This is a genomic window from Streptomyces sp. NPDC051561 (genome assembly GCF_044454195.1).
GTDB lineage: Bacteria > Actinomycetota > Actinomycetes > Streptomycetales > Streptomycetaceae > Streptomyces.
Genome location: NZ_JBITDM010000008.1, coordinates 188291 through 213843 on the forward strand (window position 1 = coordinate 188291; position 25553 = coordinate 213843).

The following is a 25553-nucleotide window of genomic DNA, read 5'->3' on the forward strand; positions in this document are numbered from 1 at the left end:
GATACGCGGCTCAGGCCCGCGTGCGTCGTGCCGCTGCCTGGGTGATCCGGTCGAACATGACACCGAGCAAGACGATGGCGAGTCCCGCCGCCAGCCCCTTTCCGTACAGCTGCCCCTGGGAGAATCCGGCCACCACCTGGTAGCCGAGGGCGCCCGCGCCGACCAGGCCGCCGACCACCACCATGGACAGCACATAGATCAGCCCCTGGTTGGTGGCAAGCGTCAACGCACCTCGCGCCATAGGGAGTTGCACCTTGGTGACGAGCTGCCAGGTGTTGCAGCCCGCGGCGGTGGCCGCTTCGACGGTGGTCGCGGGGACCGCCCGTATCCCGTCCGCGACGATCTTCACGGCAACCGGCACGGCGTACACCACGGCGGCCACGATCGCGGTGAAGCGGGTCGCCCCGAACAGTGCGAGGAACGGCACCAGATAGACGAACGGCGGCATCACCTGCGCCGCGTCCAGCGTCGGCCGCAGCCACCGGTCCACCCGTGTGCTGCGCCCCATCCACACCCCCAGGCTCACCCCGAGCAGCATCACCAGGGCGGTCGCCAGCACGGTCGAGGCGAGGGTGGTCATGCTGTCGGACCACAGCCCCGTACCGACCAGCAGACCCACGCACACGGCGGCGGTGAGACCGGCGCGCCACCCGCCGAGCACCGCCCCGAGTCCGACCAGGACGACGGCGACGAGCCACCACGGGGAGTCGGTCAGCAGAGTCTGGAACGGGTTGAGCAGCCCGGTGGTGACCATGTCGCGGAAGCCGTTGGTGAGCGCCCCGAGGTTGTCCTGCGCCCAGGTGGTCACGGTGTCCGCCGCACTCTTCAGCGCGCTGCCGGTGCCGCCCTCGCCGGGGAACTCGGCCGCCCACACATAGGTGTGCGAGAGGTACGCGAGCACCGCCGCCACCGCCGCGCCCGCCACCAGCATCGGTCTGCGCCAGGTGCGGAACCGGTCGCCGGACCGCCGGGTCGCCTCCGCCCGTACGCTCGCGGCGGTGGTGACGCGGTCCAGCACGATGGCCATCACTACGATCGCCAGCCCGGCGTTGAAGGCGGTGCCGACATTCAGCGACTGCAGCGCCTGGACCACGGTCTTGCCGAGCCCCGGCGCGTCGATCAGGGCGGCGATGGTGACCATGGCGAGGGCGGCCATGATGGTCTGGTTGACGCCCATCACCACGGTCCGCGCGGACATCGGCAGCAGCACCTTGCGCAGGGTCTGCCCCCGGGTGGAGCCCATCGACTCGGCCGCTTCCACGGTGGTCGGAGGTACGGAGCGGATCGCGTGCGCGGTGATGCGGATGGCGGGCGGGGCCGCGTAGATCAGGGTGGCGATGGTCGCGGAGGCCGGGCCGATCAGGAAGAACAGGGTGAGCGGGGCCAGGTAGACGAAGGTCGGCATCGTCTGCATGAAGTCCAGGAACGGCGTCAGGACGCGGTGCACCCGCTCCGAAAGCCCCGCCCAGATGCCGAGCGGGATGCCGATCAGCAGGGCGACGAGCACCGCCGAGAGGGTCAGGGCGAGGGTGTCCATGCTCTCCTGCCACAGCCCCTGCAGCCCGAGGAAGGTGAGCCCGGCGACGGTGAGCAGGGCGACCCGCCAGTTGCCCGCCGCCCAGGCGAGGAAGCCCGCGATTCCGACCACACCCAGCCAGCCGAGCTGTGGCAGCGGACGGCCCGCGGTGGGCTGGGAGATCAGTGACTGGACGAAGGTCACCAGGTGGTCGATGACCAGGCGGATCTCGTTGAAGAAGTAGAGAAAGAGCGGGTTGGAGTTGCGGTCGGCGCCGACCGAGTCGTTGAGCTCGGTGAACCAGCGGTGCAGGTCGGTGAGGTCGGCCGCCGCCAGGGTGAGGGTCTGCTTGCCGCGCAGCAGGAGGAAGAGCATCAGCCAGCCGAGCAGGATCCCGGCCACCAGCCTGCGCCGGCTCAGCGTGCGCAGGCCCGCCCCGGTGCGTGGCTCGGCGCGCTGCGGTCGTCCGGGCTGCGGCTTTCCGGGCTGCGGCTGTCCGGGCCGCTCCGGCGTTCCGGGCTTCTTCGGGGCGACGGTCATCGCCCGGCGCCTTCCGGTTCCTGCCCCGTGCCTTGCGATTCCGGCCCCGCGCCTTGCGATTCCGGCCCCGCGCCTTGCGGTTCCTGCCCGGCCACCACAGCGAGGATCTCCTCGTCGCCGACGATACCGAGCAGCTTCCCGTTCTTGACGACCTTGACGGGGCTGCGGGCCGCCAGGACCGCCCTGGTCGCCTCCCGCACCACCACTTCCGGCCCCAACTCCGGTCCATCCAAGGTGTCTTGGGGACCGACGGGCCGCATGATCCAACGCAGCGTGAGGACATCCCCGCGCGGTACGTCCTTCACGAAGTCGCGCACGTAGTCGTCGGCGGGCGCCCCTACCAGCTCGTCGCCGGTGCCGCACTGGACGGTGCGGCCGTCACGCATGATCAGGATGCGGTCACCCAGCTTGAGCGCCTCGGAGAGGTCGTGGGTGATGAACACCATGGTCTTGCCGACCTCGTGGTGCAGCCGGACGACCTCCTGCTGCATGTCCCGGCGGATCAGTGGGTCGAGCGCGGAGAACGGTTCGTCGAAGAGGAGTACGCCGGGGTCGCCGGCCAGTGCCCTGGCGAGACCGACGCGCTGTTGCATACCGCCGGAGAGCTGGTCGGGGTAGAAGTCCTCGTACCCTTCCAGACCCACCAACTCCACGACCTTCATGGCCTTTTGGAGGCGCTCCGCCTTGCTCGTGCCGCGAATCTCCAGGCCGAAGGCCACATTGTCGACGACCCTGCGATGGGGCAGCAGCCCGAAGTGCTGGAACACCATGGAGAACTTGCTGCGCCGCAGTTCCCGCAGCCGCTTGAGGTCCGCCGCGCGAATGTCCTCCCCCTCGCAGACGATCTCCCCCGCGGTGGGTTCGATCAGCCGGGTCAGACAGCGCACCAGAGTGGACTTGCCGGATCCCGACAGCCCCATCACGACGAAGACCTCGCCGGGCGAGACGTCGAAGCTGACGTCGCGCACGGCGGCGGTGCAGCCGGTGCGGTCCATCAGTTCTCGGCGCCCCAGTGCGCGCAACTCGGCCGACTCCGGGACGCGTTCGGCTCTGGGGCCGAACACCTTCCACAGTCCGCGCACGGAGATGACCGGGGTGACGGAGGGGCCGGGGGACGCGCCGTGCGGTTGCGGGGCCGGGTCGGGATCGCGCCACTCGCCGTCCACATACAGGTCAGCCACGTACGGAGCCCTTCGCGAGAATCCGTTGCGCATCATGCACCGTATTGCTTGTGGTGGAACACCCTGGCGAATACGGGAACGTACGTCAAGGGGGCGGCGTACCCGGGCGGCAACGCGGCCACGCAGTCCCGTTGTGTACTGCGCATATAGTTTCGCTGTGAGCAACTACAGCCCGGCAAGCGAGAGTTCAGGCGCGCAGCCCGGCGGGGTGCAGTCCGTCGACCGTGCCATCAGTGTGCTGGAGATCCTGGCCCGGCGGGGCGATGCGGGAGTCAGTGAAGTGGCCGCCGAGATCGATGTCCACAAGTCGACCGCGTTCCGTCTCCTCGGCGCTCTGGAGGCGCGTGGTCTGGTGGAGCAGGCGAGCGAGCGCGGCAAGTACCGGCTGGGTTTCGGTCTGGTGCGACTGGCCGGTGCCGTCACCGGGCGGATAGACATCACCCAGCAGGGGCTTCCGGTCTGCGAGCGCCTCGCCGAGGAGCTGGGCGAGACGGTCAACATCGCCGTGCTGCAGGAGACTTACGCGATCAACCTGTGTCAGGCACGGGGGCCCGGCGCCATCACCGCCCACAACTGGGTCGGCAAACTCACCCAGTTGCACGCCACTTCCAGCGGCAAGATCCTGCTGGCCCATCTGCCCGCGAAGGACCGCGCCGCGCTGCTCGCCGACACCGGTCTGCCCCGGGCGACCCCGCACACCCTGACCTCGAAGTCCAGGCTGGAGAAGAACCTCGCCGAGGCCCGCAGGCGCGGTTACGCCTGGACCGTGGAGGAGTACGAGGTGGGGCTGCACGCCATCGCCGCTCCGATCCGGGACCGGGACGGCGAGGTGACCGCGGCCCTCAGTGCGTCCGGGCCCTCCTACCGCTTCACCGAGGAGCGCATGCACGCGCTCGCCCCGGTGCTGATCGGGGGCGCACAGGAGATCAGCCACCGGATGGGGCACCTGGGCTGACCGATCGGCCCACCTCCCTTTTTCCGAGCCTTTGCTGGATCCACCCGTGGAACTCGCCGATGTGGTGCTCGCTGGGCACCAGCACCCCTCCCCGGGCGTACATCCGGGAACTCATCGCGGGCTGGCAGCGCTCACAGGCCTCAAAGTCCTGCCGGTTCACCCGGTCGAAGAGCTCCACCGAGCGGCTGATGTCCCGGCCGCTCTCGACGACGTACGGCAGGTAGAGCCAGTCGCACTCCACGACGGTGCGGTCCACGGCCACCGGGTACAGCCGGTGCAGGATCACATGGTCGGGCACCAGGTTGAGGAACACCTGGGGCCGCACAGTGATCGCGTAGTACCGCCGGTCCCGCTCCTGCGAGATGCCCGGGATGCGGTCCAGGCCCTCGGAGCCGTCGACGGTGAAGCCCTTGACGCCGTCGCCGAACGCGGCGCCGTGGCCCACGTAGTACTGGGCGGCGTAACCGTCGGCGAACTCCGGGAGTACATCGGTCAGTTCGGGGTGGATGGTGGCGCAGTGGTAGCACTCCATGAAGTTCTCGACGATCAGTTTCCAGTTCGCCCGGACGTCGTAGCGGATACGTTTGCCGAGCGCGAGGTGATCGATGCCGTAGTGCTCGATCGACTCGGTGTCGCCGAGCCTGGCGACGACGTCCTGCGTCACCTCCTCGAAGGGGGGCGGCTCCTCGGCGACGCACACCCAGACATAGCCGAGCCACTCCCGGGTCGCGACGCCCGTCAGCCCGTACTCGGTGCGGCCCACGTCGGGCATCCTGGTGAGGTTGGGAGCGGCGAGCAGCTTGCCCGTCAGGTCGTACGTCCAGGCGTGGTACGGGCACTGGAAGGCCCGCCTGACCTCGCCCGCCTCCTCGGCGCAGAGCCTGGCCCCGCGATGGCGGCAGACGTTGAAGAAGGCGCGTACGGACCGGTCCCGGGCCCGGGTGATCAGGACGCTCTCGCGACCCACGTCGACGGTGCGGTAGGCGCCGGGCCGGTCCAGGTCACCGGCGCGTACCGCGCACACCCACATCGCCTCGAAGATGTGCTCCTGCTCCCGGGCGAAGAGCGCCGGATCGGTGTAGGAGGCGCCGGGGAGGGTGGAGATCAGACTGTCCGACAGGTGGCTGCTGAGGGTCACGGAACGCTCCTCGGAAACGGGTCGGGAGGGCTTGCGTGGAAGCGGGTGCGGGTTACGGGGATGCAGAAGCCACGCATGGAGGTACGTGCGCGTCAGCCGCGCGCGGGGGTGAGCTGTTTGCGGAGGCGGGTGAACGGGCGGGGCCGGTCCATCGCCAGCACCGCCACCGGGTGCCCGGCCCGCCGGTAGACGGCCAGGAAGCTGCGCTCGTCCGGGGTGCCCTCCTCGACGGTCACGCTGTCGGCGCCGGCCGCATGACCGGCGAACTGGATGCGTACGCCGTACTGGTCGGACCAGAAGTACGGCGGTCCGGGCGCACCCGCACCCCCCGCCCCCAGCAGCGCGGCCACCGCCGCGTCGGGCCGCTCCCGCGCACCCGTCCAGTGCTCGATGCGCCGGTGGGCCCGGACGTACGGGTCGTACCAGGAGGCACAGTCCCCGGCCGCGACCACCCCGGGCAGCCCGGTCCGCCCGTCGGCGCCGCACTCGACCCCGTTGTCGAGCACCAGCCCCGACCCGCTGAGCCACTCCACGCAGGGGCGCGCCCCGACCCCCACCACCACCGTGTCGGCGGGCACCCCGCGGCCGTCCTCCAGCAGCACGGCCTCGACCCGCCGCTCCCCGCTCAGCCCCTTCACCCCCACCCCGCACCACAGCCGTACGCCGTGGTCCGCGTGCAGCCCGGCGACGACGGCGCCCCAGCGCGCACCGAGGGCTGCTTCCAGGGGTGTGCGCGCCGCCTCGACCACCGTGACGTCGAGACCCAGGGAGCGGGCGGTGGAGGCGACCTCGGCGCCGATGAACCCGGCGCCTATCACCACCAGCCTGCCTCCCAGGGCGAGTTGGGCGCGCAGGGCGCGGGCGTCTTCAAGGGTGCGCAGGGTGTGTACCCCGGCGAGGCCCTCGCTGCCCGGCAGTTCCCGGGCGGTGGCGCCGGTCGCGAGGACGATGCCGTCGGCGTGGACCTTCCGGCCGCCGGTGAGCCGTACGACCCGGTCCGGGCCGTCGAGTGCGGTGGCCCGGGTGCCGAGCAGCCACTCCACGCCGAGGTCCTCGTCGCCCGCCTCCAGTGCGAGGTCGGCCTCCGGCACGCTCCCCGTCAGGAATTCCTTGGACAGCGGTGGCCTGTCGTAGGGGCGGTGCGGTTCGTCGCCGATGACGATCAGACGCCCGTCGTACCCTCGTCGCCGCAGTGCGCGCGCCGCCGACAGTCCGGCGAGCGAGGCGCCCACTACGGCGACGGTCCTCACGTGGCTCCCCCGGCGAGCCGGGAGACGACGCAGGGCGGCAGGTTCGGGGCTTGCGTCGACGGCCGGACGTAGACCGTGCCGTCCTCGACGACGACCTCGTGGGTACGGACCGGGCGCCTGGCCGGTGGAGCGTCGACGGCGCCGGTCCTGAGGTCGAACTTGGAGGCGTGCAGCGGGCATTCGACCTCGCAGCCCTCCAGCCAGCCGTCGGCGAGCGAGGCGTCCTGGTGGGTGCAGGTGTCGTCGATGGCGAAGAGTTCGCCCTCCTCGGTGTGGAACACCGAGATCGGTGGTTCGACGTCGAGCCGGTGGGCCTCGCCTGGCGGCAGATCCACGAGCAGGCACGCGGGAATCATCATGACACCTCGGTGCGTATGGCGAAACGGATCGCGGGACGCGCAACGCCAGTTTGGAGGCGCCCCAAACCCTTGTCAAGCCATCCACAAAGGCAGCAACTCACCCTGGCCGTACGCCCGTTGAAGCGCTCCGCACTCGCTGTCAGCCCAGCTCAGGGGCGCTCGAAGCGTGATTCACCCGGTGGAGGCGGTGACCTCGTCGAGTACGCCGGGAAGGGGTTCGAGGCCGAGGCCGGGCCCGGTGGGCACCTCCAGATGGCCGTCCGCGAGGACGAAGGGGACGGCGATGCCGAAGGAGGTGCGGAACGGGGAGGCGAGCGGCATCCCGATCCGGCGCGGTTCGACCCCGGAGATCTTGAGACTGCTCACGGGTTGATCCTGGGGTGAGTGGGGGTGGAGGTGGAGGCGGGTGTAGGGCGGACGGGGCAGCTGCGGCGGTCGTGCAGACCGGCCACCTGTGCGCCTTCGTCAAGGAGTGCGCCGAGGGTGCCGCGTACGGCGAGCCGCCAAGCGTGGGCTTCGGGGGGGGGCCTGCGACGTAGCGCCTCGATGCCGTCGGGCAGGTCAATGACCCCGTGAGGACGGCCTGGCGAACCGGAGCCGCATGGCCTCATCCTGGCGCGCACGGGCCCACGGCAGTTGGTTCCCTGCTCCGAGGCCGCGACCGCCGATTGGGCGCCGGGGCCGAAAAACACCGAAGGCCGTCTTCGCATCCCTGCGAAAACGGCCTTCCGACCTGCCCTGAAGCTGGTCGGGACGACAGGATTTGAACCTGCGACCCCTTGACCCCCAGTCAAGTGCGCTACCAAGCTGCGCCACGTCCCGATGCCCGCCTGACCTGGGGTTTCCCCTGGCTGAGCGGACTTGAGAACAATAGCGCACATCAGGACGTGGTTGCGAACGGCTTTGCCCTGAGGCGTTCGGCGCTCTTCGGCGGGTCGGCGCTTGGGTCGGTGCTTGGGTCGACGCTTGACCTCAAGTCCGGTTGACGTTGCACGGTGGTTCTCATGACGACGACAACGGAGTGGACGACGGAGCAGACGGGCAGTTCGGCCGCCGCGCAGAGCCATGCGTACTCGGACCTTCCGCGCCTGATGGGCCTGATGACGGGCGACGAGAAGCACGGGCCCGCCGCGACCTCGACCCTGGACGCATTGTGGGTGCTCTACGACCGGGTGCTGCGGGTGACACCGGAGAGCGCCCAGGACACGGGGCGGGACCGGTTCCTGCTGTCCAAGGGGCACGGCCCGATGGCGTACTACGCGGTGCTGGCCGCGAAGGGGTTCTTCGGGGAGGAGGTACTGCCGGGGTTCGGCGCGTACGACTCGCCGCTGGGGCACCACCCGGACCGGGTGCTGGTGCCGGGTGTGGAGATCGGCAGTGGGTCGCTCGGGCACGGGCTGCCGCTGGCGGTGGGAACGGCGTTGGGGCTGCGGGCGCGGGGACTTGGTGAGCCCGCGGTCTGGGTCCTGGTCGGGGACGCCGAACTGGACGAGGGCAGCAACCACGAGGCCATCGCGTTCGCGGGCCCGGCCGCACTGGAGCGGCTGAACGTGGTGGTGATCGACAACTCGTCCGCCACGCACGGCTGGCCCGGCGGGATCGCCTCCCGGTTCGAGGCCGCCGGCTGGTCGGCGCAGACCGTCGACGGGCGCGACCACGTGGCGCTGCACGCGGCGTTCACCGCACCGCACCCGGGGCGGCCGCGGGTGGTCGTGGCCCGGGTCGAGTCGAAGAACCAGTCCAACTAGCAGCGGAACAGGGGTATGTGCCATGGATACGATGCGCGACCGTTTCATCGCGACCACCGGACGGCTGCTGGACGAGGACCCCAGGGTGGCCGTCGTTCTGGCCGACATCAGCTCGGACGGTTTCGCACCCGCCCGGCGCAGGCATCCGGAGCGGGTGATCAACGTCGGGATCAGGGAACAGCTGCTGATCGGGGTCGGTGGCGGGCTCGCGCTGGCCGGGATGCGGCCGGTGGTGCACACCTTCGCCAGCTTCCTGGTGGAGCGGCCCTTCGAGCAGGTGAAGCTCGACTTCGGGCACCAGGACGTCGGTGGTGTGCTGGTCAGTGCGGGAGCGAGCTACGACTGGCCGGCGGGCGGCTTCACGCACATGGCGCCGGGGGACGTGGCGCTGCTCGACACCCTCGACGGGTGGACGGTGCATGTGCCGGGGCACCCGGACGAGGCGGAGACGCTGCTGCGGCACGCGGTGGCGTCCGGGGACGACCGGGTGTACGTACGGCTGTCGCTGCAGAGCAATGAGCAGCCGGTGGCGGTACGGGGTGAGGGCGGCTTCGTCACCGTGCGGGAGGGCTCGCGCGGGACCGTCGTCGCGGTCGGGCCGATGCTCGGCAATGTGCTCGCGGCCGTGGAGGGGCTCGACGTGACGGTGTTGTACGCCGGCACGGTGCGCCCCTTCGACGGGGCGGCGTTGCGCGCCGCCGGGCACTCCGATGTCGTCCTGGTCGAGCCGTACCTCGCCGGTACCTCGACCGCTGCGGCGAACGACGCGCTGGCCGCTCTGCCGCACCGGGTGCTCGGGCTCGGCGTCGGGCGCCGCGAGTTGCGCCGGTACGGGCAGTTGGACGAGCATCTGGCCGCACACGGACTGGACGCCGCTTCGCTGCGGGAGCGGATCGCCTCCTTCCTCACCAGGTGAGCCTCACCCGGTAGGCGCCTGTGTCATAGGCGCCTGTGTCCGGACCCGGAAAGCGTCAGCCCGGCTCCGGACCGGCCAGTTCCGGGTGTGCGGCGAGCAGCCTGCGCGGGGCGACCTGGCGCCAGGAGTCGAGGAGGATGGCGTGGAGTTCCTCCTCGTCCTCCAGGGCGGCCAGGTGGGCGCGCAGCCAGTTGTAGTTGTCGTCGTGGCCCTCGCGGACGAAGAACTTCTCCGGTTCGGTCGCGATCAGTTCCGGCCGCTCCTCCTTCGGGCACTTGAAGGCTATCGATGAGTCGTCGTCGCCCAGCGAGGCGAAGAGCTTCCCGGCGACCCGGAAGGTCGGCTGCCCCCAGGCGAGCTTCTCCGTCGTGTCCGGCAGGGCGAGCGCCACCCTGCGTACGTCCTCGGAAGTGGTCATGGGAAAACGGTACGGGCCACCACTGACAATCCGCCCGCGGAGCGCGGCCCGGACCTCGTCACGCACGACCGGACCTGGTCACGCACGACCCGGCCCGGCCGGACGACCGGGCCGGCTCAGACGTGCTTGTCCAGCCATGCCGTCAGGTCCTCCTGGACCTCGTCCCGGTTGACCTCGTTGAGGATTTCGTGCCGGGCTCCCTCGTACACCTTCCAGGTCACGTCCTCGATGCCCGCGTAGCGCAGGTCCTCAGTGAGTTCGTACAGCAGCGTCAGCCCCTGGTTGCAGGGGTCCTCGGTGCCGACCGCCAGGTGGAAGGGCAGGTCGGCGGGGATGCGGGCGATGTTCTTCGGATCGTTGAGCTTGCGGATGCCGCGCACCCAGTCCAGTGCGAGCCCGGCACTGAAGGCGAACCCGCAGCGCTCGTCCGCGGCGTAGACGTCGACCTCGGCCTCGTCCCGCGACAGCCATTCGTAGCCCGTGCGACGGTCGAACGCATCATTGAAGGAGGCGAACCGCTCCGGGATGAATCCGGACACCGCCGAACGCCCCCGCTCCGCCACCTCCTCCTCCAGCCGTGCCTGAGCCGCCTGGAGGTCCGTCCCCGGCAGGCTGCGGAAGACCCCCGAGAGGATCACCCCGGCCAGCTCGTCCGGGTACTCCTGCGCGTAGTCGCGGGCCAGCATGGCTCCGAGGCTGTGCCCGAGCAGCACCACGGGCACGCCCGGGTGCAGCGCCCGGGCCTGGTCGCCGACCGTGCGCAGGTCATCGACCATGGCCCGCCAGCTGTCGCCCTCCTCGCCGCCCCCGACCACGCCGAAGCCACCGGTGCCGGTGGCGGTCGCGCCATGGCCGCGGTGGTCGGAGGCGATCACTCCGTATCCGTGCCGGACCAGGTGGCCGGCGAACCGCTCGTAACGCTGGGCGTGTTCGGCCGCCCCGTGCGCGATCTGGACGAGCGCGCGCGGGCGCCCGCTGTCCGGCAGCCAGGTGTACGTCGCGAGCTGGATGCCGTCGTGCGCGGTCGCCGTGCCGATGGTGGTCATGGGTGGCTCTCGCCTCTCTCCGCTGCCAATGGGGCGTACGGTCCTGCCCCTCCCCCGGCACACCTCATCTCATGCCCGCCGCTGCCCCCGCGCGAAGTACTCCACGAGTTCCGGGTCCAGGTCCGGCACCCGGCGCGGTGTCCCGCCGTCCCGCAACGAGGAAGTGGCCTGCACCCCCGCGGCCACCGCCATCCGGGCGGCGACCGGCGAGGTGTCGGTGCGGCCTCCCTCGCGTACGAACCGCAGGAACTCGTCCACCAGCAGCGGATCCGCGCCCCCGTGGCCGGCGTTGTCCTCCGCCGCCGGGATCTCGTGCACCTCGTCCGCGTCGAAGCGGTGCGTGGAGCGGCGGGTGTTCCACACCTTGACCTGGCCACCGGGCCCGTCGCCGAAGTTCTCCAGGCGGCCGGCGTCTCCGATGACGGTGTAGTTGCGCCAGTAGTCGGGGGTGAAGTGGCACTGCTGATAAGCGGCGAGCACCCCGTTGTCCAGACGCATGTTGAGGAGAGAGACATCCTCCACGTCGATCACCGGGTTCAGCGCGCGCTGGGTGTGCGGCGGCCAATGCCCGTCCTTGGTGTACCAGTCGTCCGCCTTGGGTTCACCCGGCGCACGCCGGTGCGGATTGTCGCCGTACACCATCAGATCACCCATGGCCTGTACGTCACGGGCATAGCCGCCCGCCAGCCAGTGCAGGACATCGATATCGTGCGCGGCCTTCTGCAACAGAAGCCCGGTGGTGTACTGCCGCTCCGCGTGCCAGTCCTTGAAATACCAGTCGCCGCCGTACCCGACGAAGTGCCGGACCCACACCGTCTTGACCTCACCGATCGTCCCCGCGCGGATCAAGTCCCGCATCAGGCGCACCACCGGCATGTGCCGCATGTTGTGCCCCACGTACAGCCGGGTGCCCGTCTCGTGGGCCGTGCGCAGGATCCGGTCGCAGTCCTCGACGGTGGTGGCCAGCGGCTTCTCGACGAAGACCGGCTTGCCCGCACGCAGCGCCTCGCAGGCCACCTCGACATGGGTGTGGTCCGGGGTGAGGACGAGGACCGCGTCGACGGCGGGGTCCTCGACGACCTTTCGGGGGTCGGCCGCCGGCGCGGCGTCAGGGAAGGCTTCGGCCGCCCTGGCGCGGGCCGTGTCGTCCGGGTCGGCGACGGCGGTGATCCGGGCTCCGGCGCCGGGGCGGTGCGCCGTGCGGGCGAGACTGCCGCGCAGCCCGTAGCCGAGGACGCCGATACGGAGGTCGGGCTGAGCGGTCATCGTGTGCACTCCCTTGACGTTCCTGCCGTGCGGTGCGCCCTACGGAAGGTGACGTTAGTACCCCGCTGTCCAGCGGATACGACCGGTCCTGCCCCCTCCTCAGATCCCTCCCTCCTCCCGCCGCCCGATCTCCACCATCAGCTCGGCGGCCATCGCCTTGATGGTCTCCAGGCCCTCCTTGCCCCACTGCCGGGGCTTGGTGTCGACGACGCAGATCGCGCCGAGTGCGATGCCGGAGCGGTCGATGAGGGGGGCGCCGAGGTAGGAGCGGATGCCGATCTCGTCGACCACCGGATTGCCCGCGAAGCGCGGGTAGTCGCAGACGTCCTCCAGGACCAGGGCCTTGCGGCGGGCGACCACATGCGGGCAGTAGCCGTGGTCCCGGGCCATCGCCCGGCCCATCCGTCCGGCCGCCGCGGCCGCTCCCAGGTCGCTGCCGGAGTGGGTGCCGGACGGGGTGTGCAGCCCGGCGAAGAACTGCCGGTTCTCGTCGATGAAGTTGACCATCGAGTACGGGGCGCCCACCGCTTGGGCGAGCCGGACCGCGAACGCGTCGAGCATCGGGTCGGGCCGCCCGCCGACCCCCAACTGCCGCAGCCTGCGCGCCCGTTCGGGGCCCTCGCGGTCGGCGGGGGTGAGCAGCAGGTGACCGATCCTGTCGTACGTCATAGGTGGGCTCCCGTCATGGGTGGGCTCCATGGGCTGTGGTGGGGACGGCGGGCGCGCTGTTCAGCAGGTGCTTGACGAGGGTGACCAGGGTGGCGATGCCGGAGCTGGCGAGCCGGGCATCGCACATCACCACCGGGATCTCGGGGTTGAGGTCGAGGGCGCCGCGCACCTCCTCCGGTTCGTACCGGAAGGAGCCGTCGAACTCGTTGACGGCGACGACGAATCCGATGCCGCGCTGCTCGAAGAAGTCGACGGCGGCGAAGCAGTCCTCCAGGCGGCGGGTGTCGGCGAGGATGACGGCGCCGAGCGCGCCCTTGGAGAGCTCGTCCCACATGAACCAGAAGCGTTCCTGCCCGGGGGTGCCGAACAGGTAGAGCACGTGCTGGGCGTCCAGGGTCATCCGGCCGAAGTCCATGGCGACGGTCGTCACGGACTTGTTCTCGATGCCTTCCAGGCTGTCGGTGTCGGCGCCGGCCTGGGTGAGCAGTTCCTCCGTGCTGAGCGGGTCGATCTCGCTGACCGCGCCGACGAAGGTCGTCTTGCCGACGCCGAAGCCGCCCGCGACGAGGATCTTGAGTGCGGTGGGGAAGGCCTCGGGGCCCGGTTCGTCCCCGCCTCCCCCGTCGTCGCCGTAGTCCCCGTAGTCGTCCGCACGGCTCCCGGGACCGTACCCGCCGGATGCGGAGCCTCCGTAGCCGTCGCCACCCCCGAATCCGGAGCCGTAGTCAGAGTTGTCGTCGTAGACCATCGAGCACTGCCTCCAGCAAGTCGCGGTCGGTCGGGGTGTGTCGGAGGATCGGTGCGTGGGTGAGGACCGCGCCGCAGTCCACCAGGTCGGAGAGGACCACCTTGGTGACGACCGCGGGCAGTTTCAGATGCCCTGCGATCTCGGCCACCGACATCGGGGCGTCGCACAGTCCGAGCGCCTGCATGTGCTCGGGCCCCAGGTGCAGGGGCAGACCATTGCCGGTGGCCATCACCAGCGTCAGCAGGTCGAGTTCGGCGGTGGGGCGGGTACGGCCGTTGCTCACCGTGTACGGGCGGATCAGCCGGCCTGCCGCGTCGTCGAGCCAGGGCCCGTCCTGCGGGACCGCCACAGTCACTGCCCCGGGACGTTCTGCGCACTGCCCGCCCGCTGCCGTGCGGGCGTGGCCAGATACGGCCGAACGCTCTTGACCAGCATCGCCATCTCGTAGCCGAGCACGGCGGCATCGGCCTCGCGTCCGGCGAGCACGGCGAGGAAGGTCCCCGAACCGGCCGTCGAGACGAACAGCAGCGTGGAGTCCAGTTCGACCACCACCTGCCGGACCTCGCCCCCGTCGCCGAACCGCATTCCGGCGCTGCGTCCCAGTGAGTAGAGGCCGGAGGCGAGTGCGGCCATGTGGTCGGCGCTGTCGGTGTCGAGGCCGTGCACGGACTTGACCAGCCCGTCGGAGGAGAGCAGGACGGCACTGCGGGTGTACGGCACCCGTTGGACGAGGCCGCTCAGCAGCCAGTCGAGGTCGGCCGCCTGGCCGGTCGGCGCATCGCTCACCATGGGGTCACTCCTTGGGGGTGGGGAAAGTCGAGTCTTCGGTGCGGGCGGCGTCGGCGCGCTCCGCGGATGCTCCGCGTCCTGCTCGCTCCGGCAGGTCCGGGCGCTGCGCACGCTCGTCGAGGCCGTCATCCCGCGGCGGTTCCTCGGTGCGTGCGTCGGCCGCCTCGGCCAGTCCGATGCCGCGCTGGAAGGCGGCCATCAGTCCGGGGTCGTGCAGAGCGGGCTGTTCCTCGTCCTTGCGCGGGGCGGGGCCGTCCTTCAGCTGCGGTACGAGGTTTTCCTGGCTGCGCCGCTTGGGGAGGCGGGGTTTGCTGACCCGCCCGCGGACGGAGCCTTCGACGGCGGGCCGGGCGGCGCTGTGCACGGGTTCGGCCGGAACAACGAATTCCTGGGGTGCGGTGAGCCCGTGGGTGACGCCGGGGACGGCCGCCGCCGGGTTGGGCCGCTCGGTGCGCTCGCCGCGGACGGGGAGCGGGATGTTGCCGGTGGTCTCGGCGGGGGATGCGGAGTCGGGCCCGTCCTCGCGCGGTGTGACGGGCGCGGCGGGCTTGGCGGGTTTGGCCGGGGGCCGGGTGGGCGGTGGTGCGGTGGGTACCGCCCCGGATATCGGTGGCGGGTCTCCCTGCGGCTGTGCGGGGACGCCGCCGTGGGTGGCGCCGGCCGCCCGGCGTGACGTACCGGCGGCGACAGCGTCGTGGTCGTCGCCCAACAGGCCCTCCGGCAGTACGAGTACGGCCTGCACCCCGCCGTAGATGTTGTTCTGCAGGCGGACCGCGATGCCGTGTCTGCGGGCCAGCGCGGACACCACGAAGAGGCCGATCCGGCCGTCCTGGAGCAGGTGCTGCACGTTGACCTGGTCGGGGTCGGAGAGCAACGCGTTCATCTTGTTCTGCTCGGTGACCGGCATGCCCAGGCCCCGGTCCTCGACCTCGATGGCGAGGCCCGCGGTGACGAACTGGGCGCGCAGCAGGACCGTGGTGTGCGGGGCGCTGAACACCGTGGCGTTCTCGACCAGTTCGGCGAGCAGGTGGATGATGTCGGCGACCGCGTGGCCGCGCAGGGTGCCGTCGATCGGTGGCACCAGCTTGACCCGGGAGTACTGCTCGACCTCGGCGATCGAGGAGCGCATGACCTCACTCATGGAGACCGGATTGGACCACTGCCGCCGGGAGATCGCGCCGCCCAGGACGGCGAGGTTCTCGGCGTGCCGGCGGATCCGGGTGGCGAGGTGGTCGACCTGGAAGAGGCCCTTGAGCAGGTCGGGGTCCTCGACCTCGTTCTCCAGCTCGTCGAGGAGCTGGATCTCGCGGTGCACCAGGGACTGGAGGCGCCGGGCCAGGTTGACGAAGACCTCGACCTTCTGGTCCGTACCCGCGCTGCTGGAGAACTGGGAGGCCTGTACGACGGCGGTGACCGCCGCGTCGTGCGCCCTGCCCAACTCCTGTCCCAGCAGATCGAATTCGTCGCCCGCGCGGACGAGTCCCGGTGGCGTGGTGCGCCGGAGGTCGGGGCTGTCGCCGCGGCGCAGCTGGTCCACGACGGTGCGCAGTTCGTCCTGGCTGCGGGCGCTGGCGCGGCGCAGTTCGTTGCACCGGACGAACACCGAACGGGCGGTGCGGTGGGCCGCGAGGGCCGCGGTGCCGACCGCCAGTGCGGCGAGCACCGCGGCGACCGCGAGCCCCGCCCATAAGCTCTGCGTCGGCCGGACGCCCGCCGAGCGGACCGTGTAGAGCACCGCCCCCGCCCCGCTCATGGCGACGACCACCGCCGGAAGGACGGCGGCGCGGAGCATCTGCGGACGGAGGTGCGCCTCGGGAGCGGAAGCCGCGGGGGGCCGGGCCCCCGGTCGGCCGTGCCGCCCGCCTTCACGGCGGTCTGCTCGCGCGGGAGCGCGAAGATGAGACATCAGCGTCCTCGGTACATGGGGCCCCATGGATTCGGCACGGGCGGGACTCTCCTGGTCGGAGGAGTTTCGCCTCCGGACCGTTTACGGCCCGGATCTGGGCTGGGCTCAACTCAGGTGATGCGGGCCCCCGTTGATCACCGAGCACTCACAGTAGTCGGGAACATTCCATGGGTGAGGGGCAGTTGCCAAACTTGCCCGCACGGGGTCCCGCTCTGGTATGAGGCGTCGCACGGAAATACGAAAACCGGCCACCCCCGGAAGAGGGGGCGACCGGCACGGAGGACACCCCTCCACTTCGCTGGCACATGACCGGGGCCGATGCCCCGCCGTAGCCGCACGGCCCACCGGCACCCGTTCCGACGTGGGTTCGAAGGGCCTACCGGGGCACGGGGGTGCGCTGCGGGCGCCCGGCGCCCGGCTTCACGCCCCTGCGCTCATCCGCGTTCCGGCGGCCGGGCGGTGGAGCCCCGGGGCGTGAGCGTCGGGGCGGGGTGGGCACCTGCCGGAAGCCGGCGCGTCGGCCGCCGAGCACCTCGTCGGTGCGGTTCCGGACCTCCCAGGAGCGGGCGGTGCCGCGGCCGGGAATCCACATCCGCGCTGCCACCGGTCGAGCGGGGCGCCCGCGGCGTCGAGCGGCTCCAACTCGGGCTCTCACCAAGCCTGTTCACCGTATCCGCGCGGCCACCACAGTTCGGTGTCGTACGAGAGGAAGTCTCGTACGACTCGTCATCGCATCACGGAAGGACGCGACACCGGGCGCAACCCGACTGGGCCCACCCGGCGTCGCCCTGCTCGCGCGTCCTGCTCCTGCTCCTCCTGCTTTCGTCCGCCCGGGCTACCTCACCGCTCGCCCGCGAGGTCCAGCTCCTCCGCGCCGGCGGGCACCCTCTCCCGTGCCTCCGCCGTCTCGGCAGGCCCCCGCCAGGGGGTGGCGAGCGGCCGCGCGATCGCACGCCACCACGGCGTGACCGGAAGGGTCCCGGCGGGCTCGAAGGGTTCGCCGGGGCAGGGGAAGGCGGTGGCCTGACCGGCCTCCTCGGCGACGTCCCTGGTCCACTCGGCGGGCTCCGACCAGGCGTGCATCGCCAGGTTGAAGGTGCCCCAGTGGATGGGCAGCAGAACACCGGTGGCCTGCTGTCCCTGGAGGTCGAGGTGGGCGCGGAGCCCCTCCGCCGGGGTCATGTGGATGTCCGGCCAGGCGCCGGGCAGCGGCACCGTGTCGGTGTGGCTCTCGGGCCAGTGCGGGCTGTAGGCGCCGATCTGGATCATCGTGGCGTCGAAGGGGCCGTGCTCGGCGCCGATGTCCTTGAATCCGTCGAAGTAGCCCGTGTCACCGCTGTGGTAGATCCGGTGCTCGGGTCCCGCGACGGCCCAGGACGCCCACAGCGTGTGCTGCTGGTTGCGCAGGCCACGGCCGCAGAAGTGGCGGGCTGGGGTGGCGGTGAGGGTGAGGCCGGCGACCTCGGTGGACTCGTTCCAGTCCAGTTCGTGGATACGGTCCAGGGGGATGCCCCAGTGCTCCAGGTGGGCGCCGACGCCGAGCGGCACCGCGAATACGGCGCCGGTGTCCTTGAGCGCCTGGATGGTGGGCATGTCGAGGTGGTCGTAGTGGTCGTGCGAGACCACCACCACGTCCACCTCACCGAGCGAGGCCAGCGGCACCGGCACCGGGTGCAGCCGCTTGGGTCCCGCGAAGGTGAAAGGGGAGCAGCGCTCGCCCCAGACCGGGTCGAAGAGGACCCGGCTGCCGTCGATCTCGGCGAGCACCGTGGAGTGGCCCATCCAGGTCAGCCGCAGTCCGGAGGCGGGTGGCTCGGCCGTGTCGGCGAGCGTGGTGGCGTACACCGGAATGGTTCCCGCGGGGGCGCGCAGCACGCGCTCCTCCTTGCGGAAGTACGACTTCATCAGGTCGAAGGTAGAGCTGGACTTGGGCCTGGTCCGGGTGCTCTCCGGGTTCTGGAAGACGCCGTCGGCAAAGTTCGGCGAGCGGCGGATGCGCTCCATCCGCGCCCCCGCCGGGTCGGCTCCGAACGCCTCGGTCCGCAGCCCGCGCACTCTGTCGCGCAACGGCTTCAGCGGCGAATCCGCACTGGTCACGGCACCTCCAAGGGGTCGGTTCTCCTCCATTATGTGCACCCTGCGTCACGTCGGGGACACGGGCCCGTGACGGGACGCCGCACAGCGGCGGTCCGGTTGGCGGCGGGGCCCGGCCGTCCTCGGCGCACCGCGAGGGTGCATCGGAACAACGGTCTCGGGCCCCGCTCTATGCCCGGTCGGGGCATCTTTCCGATGCCCGTCGGCCGGGTGCCCGTCAGTCGAGTTCGTACACCGCGGTCAGCACGATCTCGTCCCTGACCTCGCCGGGGGCGACGGACACGCCCTCGTCGGCGAACGCCCCGGCCGGCATGGCCATCGGGCGGTGCCGCCCACTGTCGGACTCGTTCACCGAGACGAGGCGGCCGAGCTCGCGCCCGCTGAGCCTGGCGTGCTGCTCGGCCTTGGCGCGGGCGTCCAGGTGGGCGGCCTTGCGGGCCTCGGTGCGCAGCGCGGTGGGGTCGGCCACGTCGAAGTCGACGCCGCCGATACGTCCGGCCTCGCCCGCCGCGTCCATCGCGGCCTGGATGACCGATCCGGTCCGTGCCAGGTCACGCACCCGTACCGAGAAGGTCTGCCCGGCCTGGTAGCCGGTCACCTTGGTGGTGCTGCCACCGTCCTTGCCCGGCTGGTACACGGCGTTGAGCGAAAGGCTCTCCGTCCGTACGTCGCGGTCGGCGACGCCCGCCTTCCGCACGGCCGCGAGCAGCGCCCCGGCTGCCTTCGTCTGCGCGGCGAGCGCGGCCTTGGCGGTCGGGGCGGTGGTCTCCACCCCGACGTTGACGATCGCCAGGTCCGGAGTCGCGGTAGCGGCCCCCTCCCCGGTAACGGTGATCGTGGACGGAACCGGACGGGCGGCCACGGCGGCGGCCGGGCCGGCGGCGACCGCCCCGAGGGCGGGCTGCGCGACGGCGGGCAGCGCCGCCGTCACCAGCAGACCGCCGGTGAGCGCGGCCACGGTGAGCGCCCGGGACACGGTGGGCAGGGGCACGGACATGGTGTTTCCTTCCAGTTGCCGAAGGCCCGGGAGCCTCCGACGGGAGCGGGGGTACGGGGAACGAGCTGGGCCATCCCAGCACTGACCGCGCCCCGGCCCCCCGCGCCACTCCCGCCCACCCCCGAGATTCACCTCCCAGGGTGCCGAACCACCACCGCCCGGCCAGTGCCGGCCGCCCTCCCCCACCCCCGGTAGCCCACTCGGGTGACGGGGCCGCTCTTCGCACGGCGCCGGCCCCTCGGCCGGCGGTAGAGCCGCCCCCGGCCCGGTATCGCCCACCCACCCCACCGAGGCCCTCCACCCCGCATACTGGGCCCCGCCGGGGAGACCGGGGGCACGGGAACAGGGGAGCGCCATGGCACAGCACGAGAAGTCCGGGGCACAGCACGAACAGTCCGGGTTCGACCAGCGCCAGGAGACCCACGACCGGCACACCGGCCCGCACCACGACCCCGCCATCGACGTCCTGGTCATCGGCGGCAGCGGAGTGGACACCGTCGTCCGCGTCGACGCCCTCCCCGTCCCCCTCGCCGACTCCCACCCGGTCGCCGCGATCCGCGAATGGCCGGGCCACACCGGCGGCAACGTCGCCCTCGGCTGCCAGGCCCTCGCCCTGACCGTCAAGTTCCTCGACGTGATCGGCGACGACTGGATCGGGGGCCAGGTCCGGGAACGCATGACCAAGGGCGGCGTCGACTTCGACCCGCTGGTCTCCCCGGCCGGCACCCGCCGCGCCGTCAACCTTCTCGATCCGACCGGCCGCCGGATGTCCTTCTACGACGCCCGCGACCCCGAAGACCTCCGGATGCCGCGCGACTTCTACCTCCCCCACCTGCACCGCGCCCGGCACGCGCACGTCTCGATCATGGGTTTCGCCCGCCATCTCCTGGACGACCTGGTGGAGTCCGGCACCCCGTTCTCCACCGACCTGCACGACTGGGACGGCATCGCCGACCACCACCGCGCCTTCGCCCTCAAGGCCGACCTGGTCTTCCTGAGCGCCGCGGGCGCGGGCGAACGCATCGGCCAGGTGATGCGCGAGGTCCTCCGCGAGGGCCGTGCGCAAGCCGTCGTGGCGACCGCCGGCGCGGGCGGCTCGTACCTGCTGACCCACGAAACGGGCAGCACCCCGCGCCACGTCCCGGCCACTCCCCCGCCCGCCCCGGTGCTGGACTCCAACGGCGCGGGCGACGCCTACGTCTCGGGCTTCCTGTACGGGAAGCTGGCCGGGCGGCCGCTGGAGGAGTGCGCCCGGCTCGGCGCGGTGGCCGGGGCCTACGCGTGCACCGTCGACGGGAACACGTCCCTCATCTCCCCCGACGCCCTCGACCGGTCCTGAACGTGCCTGTCTCCACCCCGGCCGGGGTGGAGACGTTTCCCTGACGCGCCGTCAAAGGGGTCAGAGCGGCAGCAGGTCCGGCCTCTTGGCCTCCAGATGGTCCCCCGAGCTCTCCCCGCGCAGCCGCCTTCCGATCCACGGCACCAGGTGCTCGCGCGCCCACTGGATGTTGTCGCGGCGCGCTTCGAGCGTGCCGCGCGGCGGCATCAGCGGCCAGGCCTCGTCCGGGTCGGCGGGGATCGCCAGCCCGAGCACCTGGCCGGCCCTCAGGGCGACCCGGGTGTGGCCCTCGGCGGAGAGGTGCAACCGGTCGGAGTCCCAGGCCCGCCGGTCCTGCACGGACTTGAGCGACCACAGGTCCAGCACCGGGCAGTCGTACCGGTCGGCGATGGCGCGCACGTGCGCCGAGTAGGTGGCGACCTTGCCGCGCAGATGGCGCAGCACCGGGATGCCCCGGGTGTCGAAGCCGGTGGTCACCATGACGGTGCCGACGGCCGAGGTCAGGTCGGCGACGGCCCTCTCGAACCGCTCGGCGACGTCGTCGGGGTCGCTGCCGGGCCGGATGATGTCGTTGCCGCCGGCACAGAAGCTGACCAGGTCGGGGGCGAGCTTCCGGGCCCTGGGGACCTGGTCGGCCACGATCTGGTCGAGGAGTTTGCCCCGTACGGCGAGGTTGGCGTAACGGAAGGTGTGCTCGGGTACCCGGTCGTCCAGGAGGACGGCCAGCCGGTCGGCCCACCCCAGGTACGCGCCGTCGGGTCCGGGGTCCCCGACCCCTTCGGTGAAGCTGTCCCCGATCGCCGCGTACGACCCGATGGTGCCTGCGCTGAATGATCTCGAATCGTCTGCCACGTCGACACATCCTTCACTTTCGCAAGTGACCTACGCCACCGTAGGGAGGGGTTGACGGAGGGTGAGATATGACACCGGTCAAGATTCATTCAACCCGGAATACCCGGACGAGGCCCTTCCGGGCCGTCTTCCGGAGCATTTTCCGCTGCCCGGGGAACGCGTTCGCCCCCGCACCGGGGGGCGGTGCGGGGGCGAACGGAACCCGTCGGGCGGGAGTCCCCCGTCAGAGGGACCGGAGGGACCTGTGGGGCGGGGTCAGAGCGAGACGCCCTGCTGGCGCAGGTAGCCCAGCGGGTCGATGTCGGAGCCGTAGCCGGGGCCGGTGCGGATCTCGAAGTGCAGGTGCGGGCCGCTGGAGTTTCCGGTGGAGCCCGAGTAGCCGATCTGCTGGCCGCCGGAGACGCTCTGGCCGGAGCGGACGTTCAGCGCGGAGAGGTGGGCGTACTGGGAGTAGTGGCCGTCGCTGTGCCGGATGACGACCTCGTTGCCGTACGCGCCGCCCCAGCCGGCCGAGACGACGGTGCCCGGGCCGACCGCCTTGACCGACGTACCGGACGAGGCCCGGAAGTCGACGCCGGTGTGGTAACCGCTGGACCAGCTGCCGCCGGAGGCGCGGTAGGAGGTGGAGACGCCGGAGGGGACCGGGGCGGTGAAGCCGGTGCGGGAGCCCGAACCGGTGGACTGGCGGGACTCGGTGCGCTGCTCGCGCTTCTTCTCCGTACGCTCCTGGCGCTGCTCGGCGCGCTGCTCGGCCCGCTGCTCCTTGCGCTCCTCGGCGCGGTCCGAGGCCTTGCGCTCGGCGGACTTGCGCTCGACCGGGGCGGCCTGCTTGGCAGCGGCCGGGGCGTCGGAGGCGGGGGCCTTGGCGCCGAGGGTGAGTTTCATGCCGGGGAGGATGTACGACGGGTCGCCGCCGACGACCGACTTGTTGTCCTCGTAGAGCTTCTGCCAGCCACCGCGCACCTTCTCGGCCGCGGCGATCTTCGACAGGTGGTCGCCGGTCGCCACGGAGTACGTCCGGGTGGCCTGGCGTGCACCGTCGGTCTTCGGCGCCGCGACCTGCGCGGAGCTGGACGTGGGGGTGGCCGACGCGGGGGTGGCGGGGCGCTGCTGGGGGATCTTGATCGTCGGCTGCTGGGCCGCCTGCTGCGGCGCGGCGGCGGGGGCCGCGGCCTGGGCGCCGGTGGCGCCTATCAGCGGGAGGGCCAGTGCCGCACCGCCCGTACCAGCGGCGACAAAACCGCGGGTGAGCGAGGAACTGGGCTTCGGGCGGCGGTGCTTACCCTTTGCAGGCATGACGGATTCCTCTCCGGCGCCTGCGAGGTGAGCTGTCGGGTTCGGGCTGGAGATGCCCGGCCGCACTCTCGCGAGTGCGACTTCACCCCTAGCCGTACCGGGCGACTCACGTCTTCCGGTGCCGGCGTACTACCTGGGTCCCCCGCTCCTGCCACACGAAGAAATATGGGTGCGGATGCCGGGCGGTGGCAGGATTCGGCGGTCCACCCGGATTGACGGTGACCGTAGGCGAGTGAAGGGCGCCGGAACAAGCCGTTCCCTTCTTCTCCTTCCCGTCGGCACCTCTTCTCCATGTTTTTCGCTCGCCCCGACATCCGCCCCGGTGCCCGTTTTCCGCCCCTGGCCTGCCAATTGACGCTTCGGCACCAAGGGCACCGAAGTTCGTATGATCCTGCTCACTCACCCCTCCCACCTCTTCACCCCAAAAGCCTCTATGTGCAACAAAGCAACCAATTCGGTCACCCGAGCCTCAAGTCCCTTGTCGCGCCGAGATAGTTGCCCCAGGAACCCATGTCAGTGCCATGTCGTATGGTCGCAAAAGCGCCCCCGTCGGCCACCGCACGCCGGCGAACGACCCATGAGGAGCACTCGTGACGCAGCAGGTTCCGCAGGTCCCGGTCCCGTCGCCCGCCGCCGACGCGGAACCCGATCTGACAGGGGTACGGAACTTCCGCGACGTGGGCGGTCTGCCTACCGCCGACGGGCGGCGGACGCGGCACGGGCGGCTGTTCCGCAGCGGTCACCTCGCGCACGCCACCGGCCCCGACACCGAGTTCTTCAACTCCCTCGGTCTGCACACCGTCTTCGACTTCCGCAACGCCGCGGACCAGAAGCTGGAGGGCCCCGACGTCGAGCTCACCGGGGTCCGCAATGTGAACATCCCGCTGAGCGACCCGGCCGACGGCGCCGAGTTCTGGCGGATGGTCCGCGACGGGGACATGGGCCAGCTGCGGGAGATCCTCGCGGACGGCAAGGCTGCCGGGCGGATGACCGCGTCGTACCGCCGCATGATCAAGGAGCGGACCGCCGAGCACAGCCGGGTCCTGCACGCGCTGGCCGAGGACAGCGTCCCGGCGCTGATGCACTGCGCAGCGGGCAAGGACCGGGCCGGCCTGGCGATAGCCGTGACACTGCTCGCGGTGGGCGTCGGGCGCGACGCCATCACGGCCGACTACCTGAAGTCGAACGACCCGCACCGCCGCTACCGGATCCGCCGCAGCAGCAGCTCCCCCGAGGCGATGAACGACGAGGTGATGGGCCTGCTCGCCCCTCTCTTCGACGCCCGCGCCGACTACCTCGACGCCGCGTTCGCCACCATCGACGAGGTCTGGGGCGACAGCGAGACGTATCTGACGCAGGGGCTCGGCCTCACGCCGGACACCCGCGCGGCGCTGCGCGAGCGCCTGACCTCGTAAACCTCCTGAGGCCGGCACCCCTCACGGCCTGGGCCCCTCACCGCCTGGGCCCCTCACCGCCATGGCCTCTCGGCGGCCAGGACAACTCAGCCCTCGCCGCCGAGGGTGAAGAGCAGATAGATGAAGGCTGCGAAGACGTGGCCCACCGCGACGTAAAGGAAGACCCGGAGGACCAGGCCGCGCGGGGCCTTGTCCTCCACGAAGCCGAGGACCCCGGAGGACTTGCCTCCGCCGTCGTTCCAGTCGGCCTTGCTGGTGTCGTCCTTGCCGCTGCGGGCCATCTCGTCGGCGGCCCTGGCGATGGCGGCCATCGCGGCGTTCTGGGATTCGGTGAGCTCCGTCCGGTTCCGGATCGCCATCTCATGACTCCTGGGGCAGGCAGAGCCCGGCAACGGTGCTCTGCATCAGTGTGTGGACAAAGAGCAGCTCGGCGCCGTCCGGGGTCACCGCGGTGATCCGGTGCGGGGTGAGCGAGTCGAAGTGGGAGCTGTCACCCGCGTCCAGGAGATGGACCCTGTCCCCGAGCACGAGGCGCAGCCGCCCCCGCAGGACGTACAGCCATTCCTCGCCGGGGTGGATCCTGACCAGGTCCTGCTGCGCCGCGTGCGGCACATGGACGCGCAGCGCCTGCATGGCCCGCCCGGGCCCGCCCGCCTGCCGGTACGTCCAGCCGTCGGCCTCCTGGGCTGCCATCTCCCCGGCGCGCAGCACGGCGTCCCGCTCGCCCGTGCTCTCGCCCAGGACCTCGGAGACGGTCGTACCGTAGATACGGGCCAACGCGAGCAGCATCGGCAGCGAGGGCTGGCGCCGGCCGGTCTCCAGCCGGGAGAGGTGCGCGGGCGAGAGCCCGGCGCGGCGGGCCGCGGCCTCCAGCGTGAGACCGCGGTGGCGGCGGAGTTCCCGCAGATGGGATGCGACCAGGGGCATCTCACCGAGCTCACCGGAATCCCCGGAGCCCGCGGCCGTCTCTTCGAGGCGTGGCGTCATATGCCCATTGGGCCAGACACATTGCCCCTGAGGCAAGCCTCTTGCCTCAGGGGCAAAAAACCGGCCTTCCCACGGGCGGCCAGTAGGCGAACACCCGCCGTCAGGCGCCCGCCTGCCGGATGACGCCC

25 protein-coding genes, 1 tRNA gene and 1 riboswitch are annotated in these 25553 nt (G+C 71.3%); of the genes, 5 read left to right on the top strand and 21 right to left on the bottom strand.

What is annotated here, in order from left to right:
* Positions 1-10: 10 nt before the first annotated feature.
* Both ACIA73_RS20215 and ACIA73_RS20220 read right to left on the bottom strand, forming a co-directional pair.
* A complete protein-coding gene (locus ACIA73_RS20215; RefSeq protein ID WP_399439972.1) occupies positions 11-2056 on the bottom strand; it encodes an ABC transporter permease in 2046 nt (681 codons plus the stop codon).
* Complete coding sequence (locus ACIA73_RS20220) at positions 2053-3138, bottom strand: glycine betaine/L-proline ABC transporter ATP-binding protein (RefSeq protein WP_399440122.1); 1086 nt, start codon at positions 3136-3138, stop codon at positions 2053-2055. The genes ACIA73_RS20215 and ACIA73_RS20220 overlap by 4 nt, the downstream gene beginning before the upstream one ends.
* Before the next feature lie 307 nt (positions 3139-3445).
* On the opposite strand from ACIA73_RS20220, the gene ACIA73_RS20225 reads away from it, so the two are divergent.
* Complete coding sequence (locus ACIA73_RS20225; RefSeq protein ID WP_399440123.1) at positions 3446-4192, top strand: IclR family transcriptional regulator; 747 nt, start codon at positions 3446-3448, stop codon at positions 4190-4192.
* On the opposite strand, the gene ACIA73_RS20230 is transcribed toward ACIA73_RS20225, so the two are convergent.
* The 5 genes from ACIA73_RS20230 to ACIA73_RS20250 form a co-directional block, all read right to left on the bottom strand.
* Positions 4164-5330, bottom strand: coding sequence for an SRPBCC family protein (locus tag ACIA73_RS20230; RefSeq protein ID WP_399439973.1), 1167 nt, complete (start codon positions 5328-5330; stop codon positions 4164-4166). The two genes, ACIA73_RS20225 and ACIA73_RS20230, sit on opposite strands and share 29 nt — an antisense overlap.
* Before the next feature lie 92 nt (positions 5331-5422).
* Positions 5423-6580, bottom strand: coding sequence for an NAD(P)/FAD-dependent oxidoreductase (locus ACIA73_RS20235; RefSeq protein ID WP_399439974.1), 1158 nt, complete (start codon positions 6578-6580; stop codon positions 5423-5425).
* A complete protein-coding gene (locus tag ACIA73_RS20240; protein ID WP_399439975.1) occupies positions 6577-6939 on the bottom strand; it encodes a bifunctional 3-phenylpropionate/cinnamic acid dioxygenase ferredoxin subunit in 363 nt (120 codons plus the stop codon). The genes ACIA73_RS20235 and ACIA73_RS20240 overlap by 4 nt, the downstream gene beginning before the upstream one ends.
* A 171-nt stretch (positions 6940-7110) precedes the next feature.
* Positions 7111-7305, bottom strand: a complete 195-nt coding sequence (locus ACIA73_RS20245) for a hypothetical protein (RefSeq protein ID WP_399439976.1) — start codon at positions 7303-7305, stop codon at positions 7111-7113.
* 379 nt (positions 7306-7684) lie between these two features.
* Positions 7685-7761, bottom strand: a tRNA-Pro gene (locus ACIA73_RS20250).
* Between the two features lie 182 nt (positions 7762-7943).
* On the opposite strand from ACIA73_RS20250, the gene ACIA73_RS20255 reads away from it, so the two are divergent.
* Together ACIA73_RS20255 and ACIA73_RS20260 are read left to right on the top strand one after the other, a co-directional pair.
* Positions 7944-8687 (top strand): transketolase, encoded by a 744-nt coding sequence (locus tag ACIA73_RS20255; RefSeq protein ID WP_399439977.1) that lies wholly within the window; start codon positions 7944-7946, stop codon positions 8685-8687.
* 22 nt (positions 8688-8709) lie between these two features.
* A complete protein-coding gene (locus tag ACIA73_RS20260; protein WP_399439979.1) occupies positions 8710-9603 on the top strand; it encodes a transketolase family protein in 894 nt (297 codons plus the stop codon).
* 55 nt (positions 9604-9658) lie between these two features.
* Here ACIA73_RS20260 and ACIA73_RS20265 read toward each other — a convergent pair whose 3' ends face one another.
* The 10 genes from ACIA73_RS20265 to ACIA73_RS20310 form a co-directional block, all read right to left on the bottom strand.
* Positions 9659-10021: an MmcQ/YjbR family DNA-binding protein gene (locus ACIA73_RS20265; RefSeq protein WP_399439980.1), complete on the bottom strand. Its 363-nt coding sequence runs from the start codon at positions 10019-10021 to the stop codon at positions 9659-9661.
* A 116-nt stretch (positions 10022-10137) separates the two neighbouring features.
* Positions 10138-11067 (bottom strand): alpha/beta fold hydrolase, encoded by a 930-nt coding sequence (locus ACIA73_RS20270; protein WP_399439981.1) that lies wholly within the window; start codon positions 11065-11067, stop codon positions 10138-10140.
* A gap of 69 nt (positions 11068-11136) precedes the next feature.
* On the bottom strand, positions 11137-12333 hold the full coding sequence (locus ACIA73_RS20275) for a Gfo/Idh/MocA family protein (protein WP_399439982.1): 1197 nt from the start codon (positions 12331-12333) through the stop codon (positions 11137-11139).
* 99 nt (positions 12334-12432) lie between these two features.
* Positions 12433-13002, bottom strand: a complete 570-nt coding sequence (locus ACIA73_RS20280; RefSeq protein WP_399439983.1) for a GAF domain-containing protein — start codon at positions 13000-13002, stop codon at positions 12433-12435.
* 13 nt (positions 13003-13015) lie between these two features.
* On the bottom strand, positions 13016-13750 hold the full coding sequence (locus tag ACIA73_RS20285; RefSeq protein WP_399439984.1) for a GTP-binding protein: 735 nt from the start codon (positions 13748-13750) through the stop codon (positions 13016-13018).
* Positions 13728-14099, bottom strand: coding sequence for a DUF742 domain-containing protein (locus ACIA73_RS20290; RefSeq protein ID WP_399440124.1), 372 nt, complete (start codon positions 14097-14099; stop codon positions 13728-13730). The genes ACIA73_RS20285 and ACIA73_RS20290 overlap by 23 nt, the downstream gene beginning before the upstream one ends.
* 2 nt (positions 14100-14101) lie before the next feature.
* Positions 14102-14539 carry a roadblock/LC7 domain-containing protein gene (locus ACIA73_RS20295; protein ID WP_399439985.1) on the bottom strand — a complete coding sequence of 146 codons (438 nt, stop codon included), beginning with the start codon at positions 14537-14539 and terminating at the stop codon, positions 14102-14104.
* Positions 14540-14543: 4 nt separating this feature from the next.
* Complete coding sequence (locus ACIA73_RS20300; protein ID WP_399439986.1) at positions 14544-16445, bottom strand: ATP-binding protein; 1902 nt, start codon at positions 16443-16445, stop codon at positions 14544-14546.
* 840 nt (positions 16446-17285) lie between these two features.
* Complete coding sequence (locus ACIA73_RS20305; protein ID WP_399439987.1) at positions 17286-18542, bottom strand: MBL fold metallo-hydrolase; 1257 nt, start codon at positions 18540-18542, stop codon at positions 17286-17288.
* Between the two features lie 214 nt (positions 18543-18756).
* Positions 18757-19536: an SIMPL domain-containing protein gene (locus tag ACIA73_RS20310; RefSeq protein WP_399439988.1), complete on the bottom strand. Its 780-nt coding sequence runs from the start codon at positions 19534-19536 to the stop codon at positions 18757-18759.
* 466 nt (positions 19537-20002) lie between these two features.
* Here ACIA73_RS20310 and ACIA73_RS20315 point away from each other — a divergent pair, with 466 nt between their 5' ends.
* Positions 20003-20875 carry a PfkB family carbohydrate kinase gene (locus ACIA73_RS20315; protein ID WP_399440125.1) on the top strand — a complete coding sequence of 291 codons (873 nt, stop codon included), beginning with the start codon at positions 20003-20005 and terminating at the stop codon, positions 20873-20875.
* Positions 20876-20935: 60 nt separating this feature from the next.
* Here ACIA73_RS20315 and ACIA73_RS20320 read toward each other — a convergent pair whose 3' ends face one another.
* On the bottom strand, positions 20936-21727 hold the full coding sequence (locus ACIA73_RS20320) for an SGNH/GDSL hydrolase family protein (RefSeq protein WP_399439990.1): 792 nt from the start codon (positions 21725-21727) through the stop codon (positions 20936-20938).
* Positions 21728-21982: 255 nt separating this feature from the next.
* The gene (locus tag ACIA73_RS20325; RefSeq protein ID WP_399439991.1) at positions 21983-23023 is read right to left on the bottom strand and encodes a peptidoglycan DD-metalloendopeptidase family protein; all 1041 of its coding nucleotides are present in this window, start codon (positions 23021-23023) and stop codon (positions 21983-21985) included.
* 4 nt (positions 23024-23027) lie between these two features.
* A riboswitch (cyclic di-AMP (ydaO/yuaA leader) is annotated at positions 23028-23234 on the bottom strand.
* Between the two features lie 379 nt (positions 23235-23613).
* Here ACIA73_RS20325 and ACIA73_RS20330 point away from each other — a divergent pair.
* The gene (locus tag ACIA73_RS20330) at positions 23614-24438 is read left to right on the top strand and encodes a tyrosine-protein phosphatase (RefSeq protein ID WP_399439992.1); all 825 of its coding nucleotides are present in this window, start codon (positions 23614-23616) and stop codon (positions 24436-24438) included.
* Positions 24439-24524: 86 nt separating this feature from the next.
* Here the strand turns inward: ACIA73_RS20330 and ACIA73_RS20335 are convergent, their stop codons facing one another.
* Together ACIA73_RS20335 and ACIA73_RS20340 are read right to left on the bottom strand one after the other, a co-directional pair.
* Positions 24525-24797, bottom strand: coding sequence for a DUF6126 family protein (locus ACIA73_RS20335; RefSeq protein ID WP_399439993.1), 273 nt, complete (start codon positions 24795-24797; stop codon positions 24525-24527).
* A 1-nt stretch (position 24798) separates the two neighbouring features.
* Positions 24799-25425 (bottom strand): helix-turn-helix domain-containing protein, encoded by a 627-nt coding sequence (locus ACIA73_RS20340; RefSeq protein ID WP_399439994.1) that lies wholly within the window; start codon positions 25423-25425, stop codon positions 24799-24801.
* Positions 25426-25553 lie beyond the last annotated feature (128 nt).

What these genes read in the sequence shown, in the direction of transcription:
- ACIA73_RS20215 (WP_399439972.1), bottom strand. Translation starts at nt 2,056, where the DNA reads ATGACCGTCGCCCCGAAGAAGCCCGGAACGCCGGAGCGGCCCGGACAG.
- ACIA73_RS20240 (WP_399439975.1), bottom strand. Translation starts at nt 6,939, where the DNA reads ATGATGATTCCCGCGTGCCTGCTCGTGGATCTGCCGCCAGGCGAGGCC.
- ACIA73_RS20255 (WP_399439977.1), top strand. Translation starts at nt 7,944, where the DNA reads ATGACGACGACAACGGAGTGGACGACGGAGCAGACGGGCAGTTCGGCC.
- ACIA73_RS20260 (WP_399439979.1), top strand. Translation starts at nt 8,710, where the DNA reads ATGGATACGATGCGCGACCGTTTCATCGCGACCACCGGACGGCTGCTG.
- ACIA73_RS20265 (WP_399439980.1), bottom strand. Translation starts at nt 10,021, where the DNA reads ATGACCACTTCCGAGGACGTACGCAGGGTGGCGCTCGCCCTGCCGGAC.
- ACIA73_RS20270 (WP_399439981.1), bottom strand. Translation starts at nt 11,067, where the DNA reads ATGACCACCATCGGCACGGCGACCGCGCACGACGGCATCCAGCTCGCG.
- ACIA73_RS20275 (WP_399439982.1), bottom strand. Translation starts at nt 12,333, where the DNA reads ATGACCGCTCAGCCCGACCTCCGTATCGGCGTCCTCGGCTACGGGCTG.
- ACIA73_RS20280 (WP_399439983.1), bottom strand. Translation starts at nt 13,002, where the DNA reads ATGACGTACGACAGGATCGGTCACCTGCTGCTCACCCCCGCCGACCGC.
- ACIA73_RS20285 (WP_399439984.1), bottom strand. Translation starts at nt 13,750, where the DNA reads ATGGTCTACGACGACAACTCTGACTACGGCTCCGGATTCGGGGGTGGC.
- ACIA73_RS20295 (WP_399439985.1), bottom strand. Translation starts at nt 14,539, where the DNA reads ATGGTGAGCGATGCGCCGACCGGCCAGGCGGCCGACCTCGACTGGCTG.
- ACIA73_RS20300 (WP_399439986.1), bottom strand. Translation starts at nt 16,445, where the DNA reads ATGTCTCATCTTCGCGCTCCCGCGCGAGCAGACCGCCGTGAAGGCGGG.
- ACIA73_RS20310 (WP_399439988.1), bottom strand. Translation starts at nt 19,536, where the DNA reads ATGTCCGTGCCCCTGCCCACCGTGTCCCGGGCGCTCACCGTGGCCGCG.
- ACIA73_RS20325 (WP_399439991.1), bottom strand. Translation starts at nt 23,023, where the DNA reads ATGCCTGCAAAGGGTAAGCACCGCCGCCCGAAGCCCAGTTCCTCGCTC.
- ACIA73_RS20335 (WP_399439993.1), bottom strand. Translation starts at nt 24,797, where the DNA reads ATGGCGATCCGGAACCGGACGGAGCTCACCGAATCCCAGAACGCCGCG.
- ACIA73_RS20340 (WP_399439994.1), bottom strand. Translation starts at nt 25,425, where the DNA reads ATGACGCCACGCCTCGAAGAGACGGCCGCGGGCTCCGGGGATTCCGGT.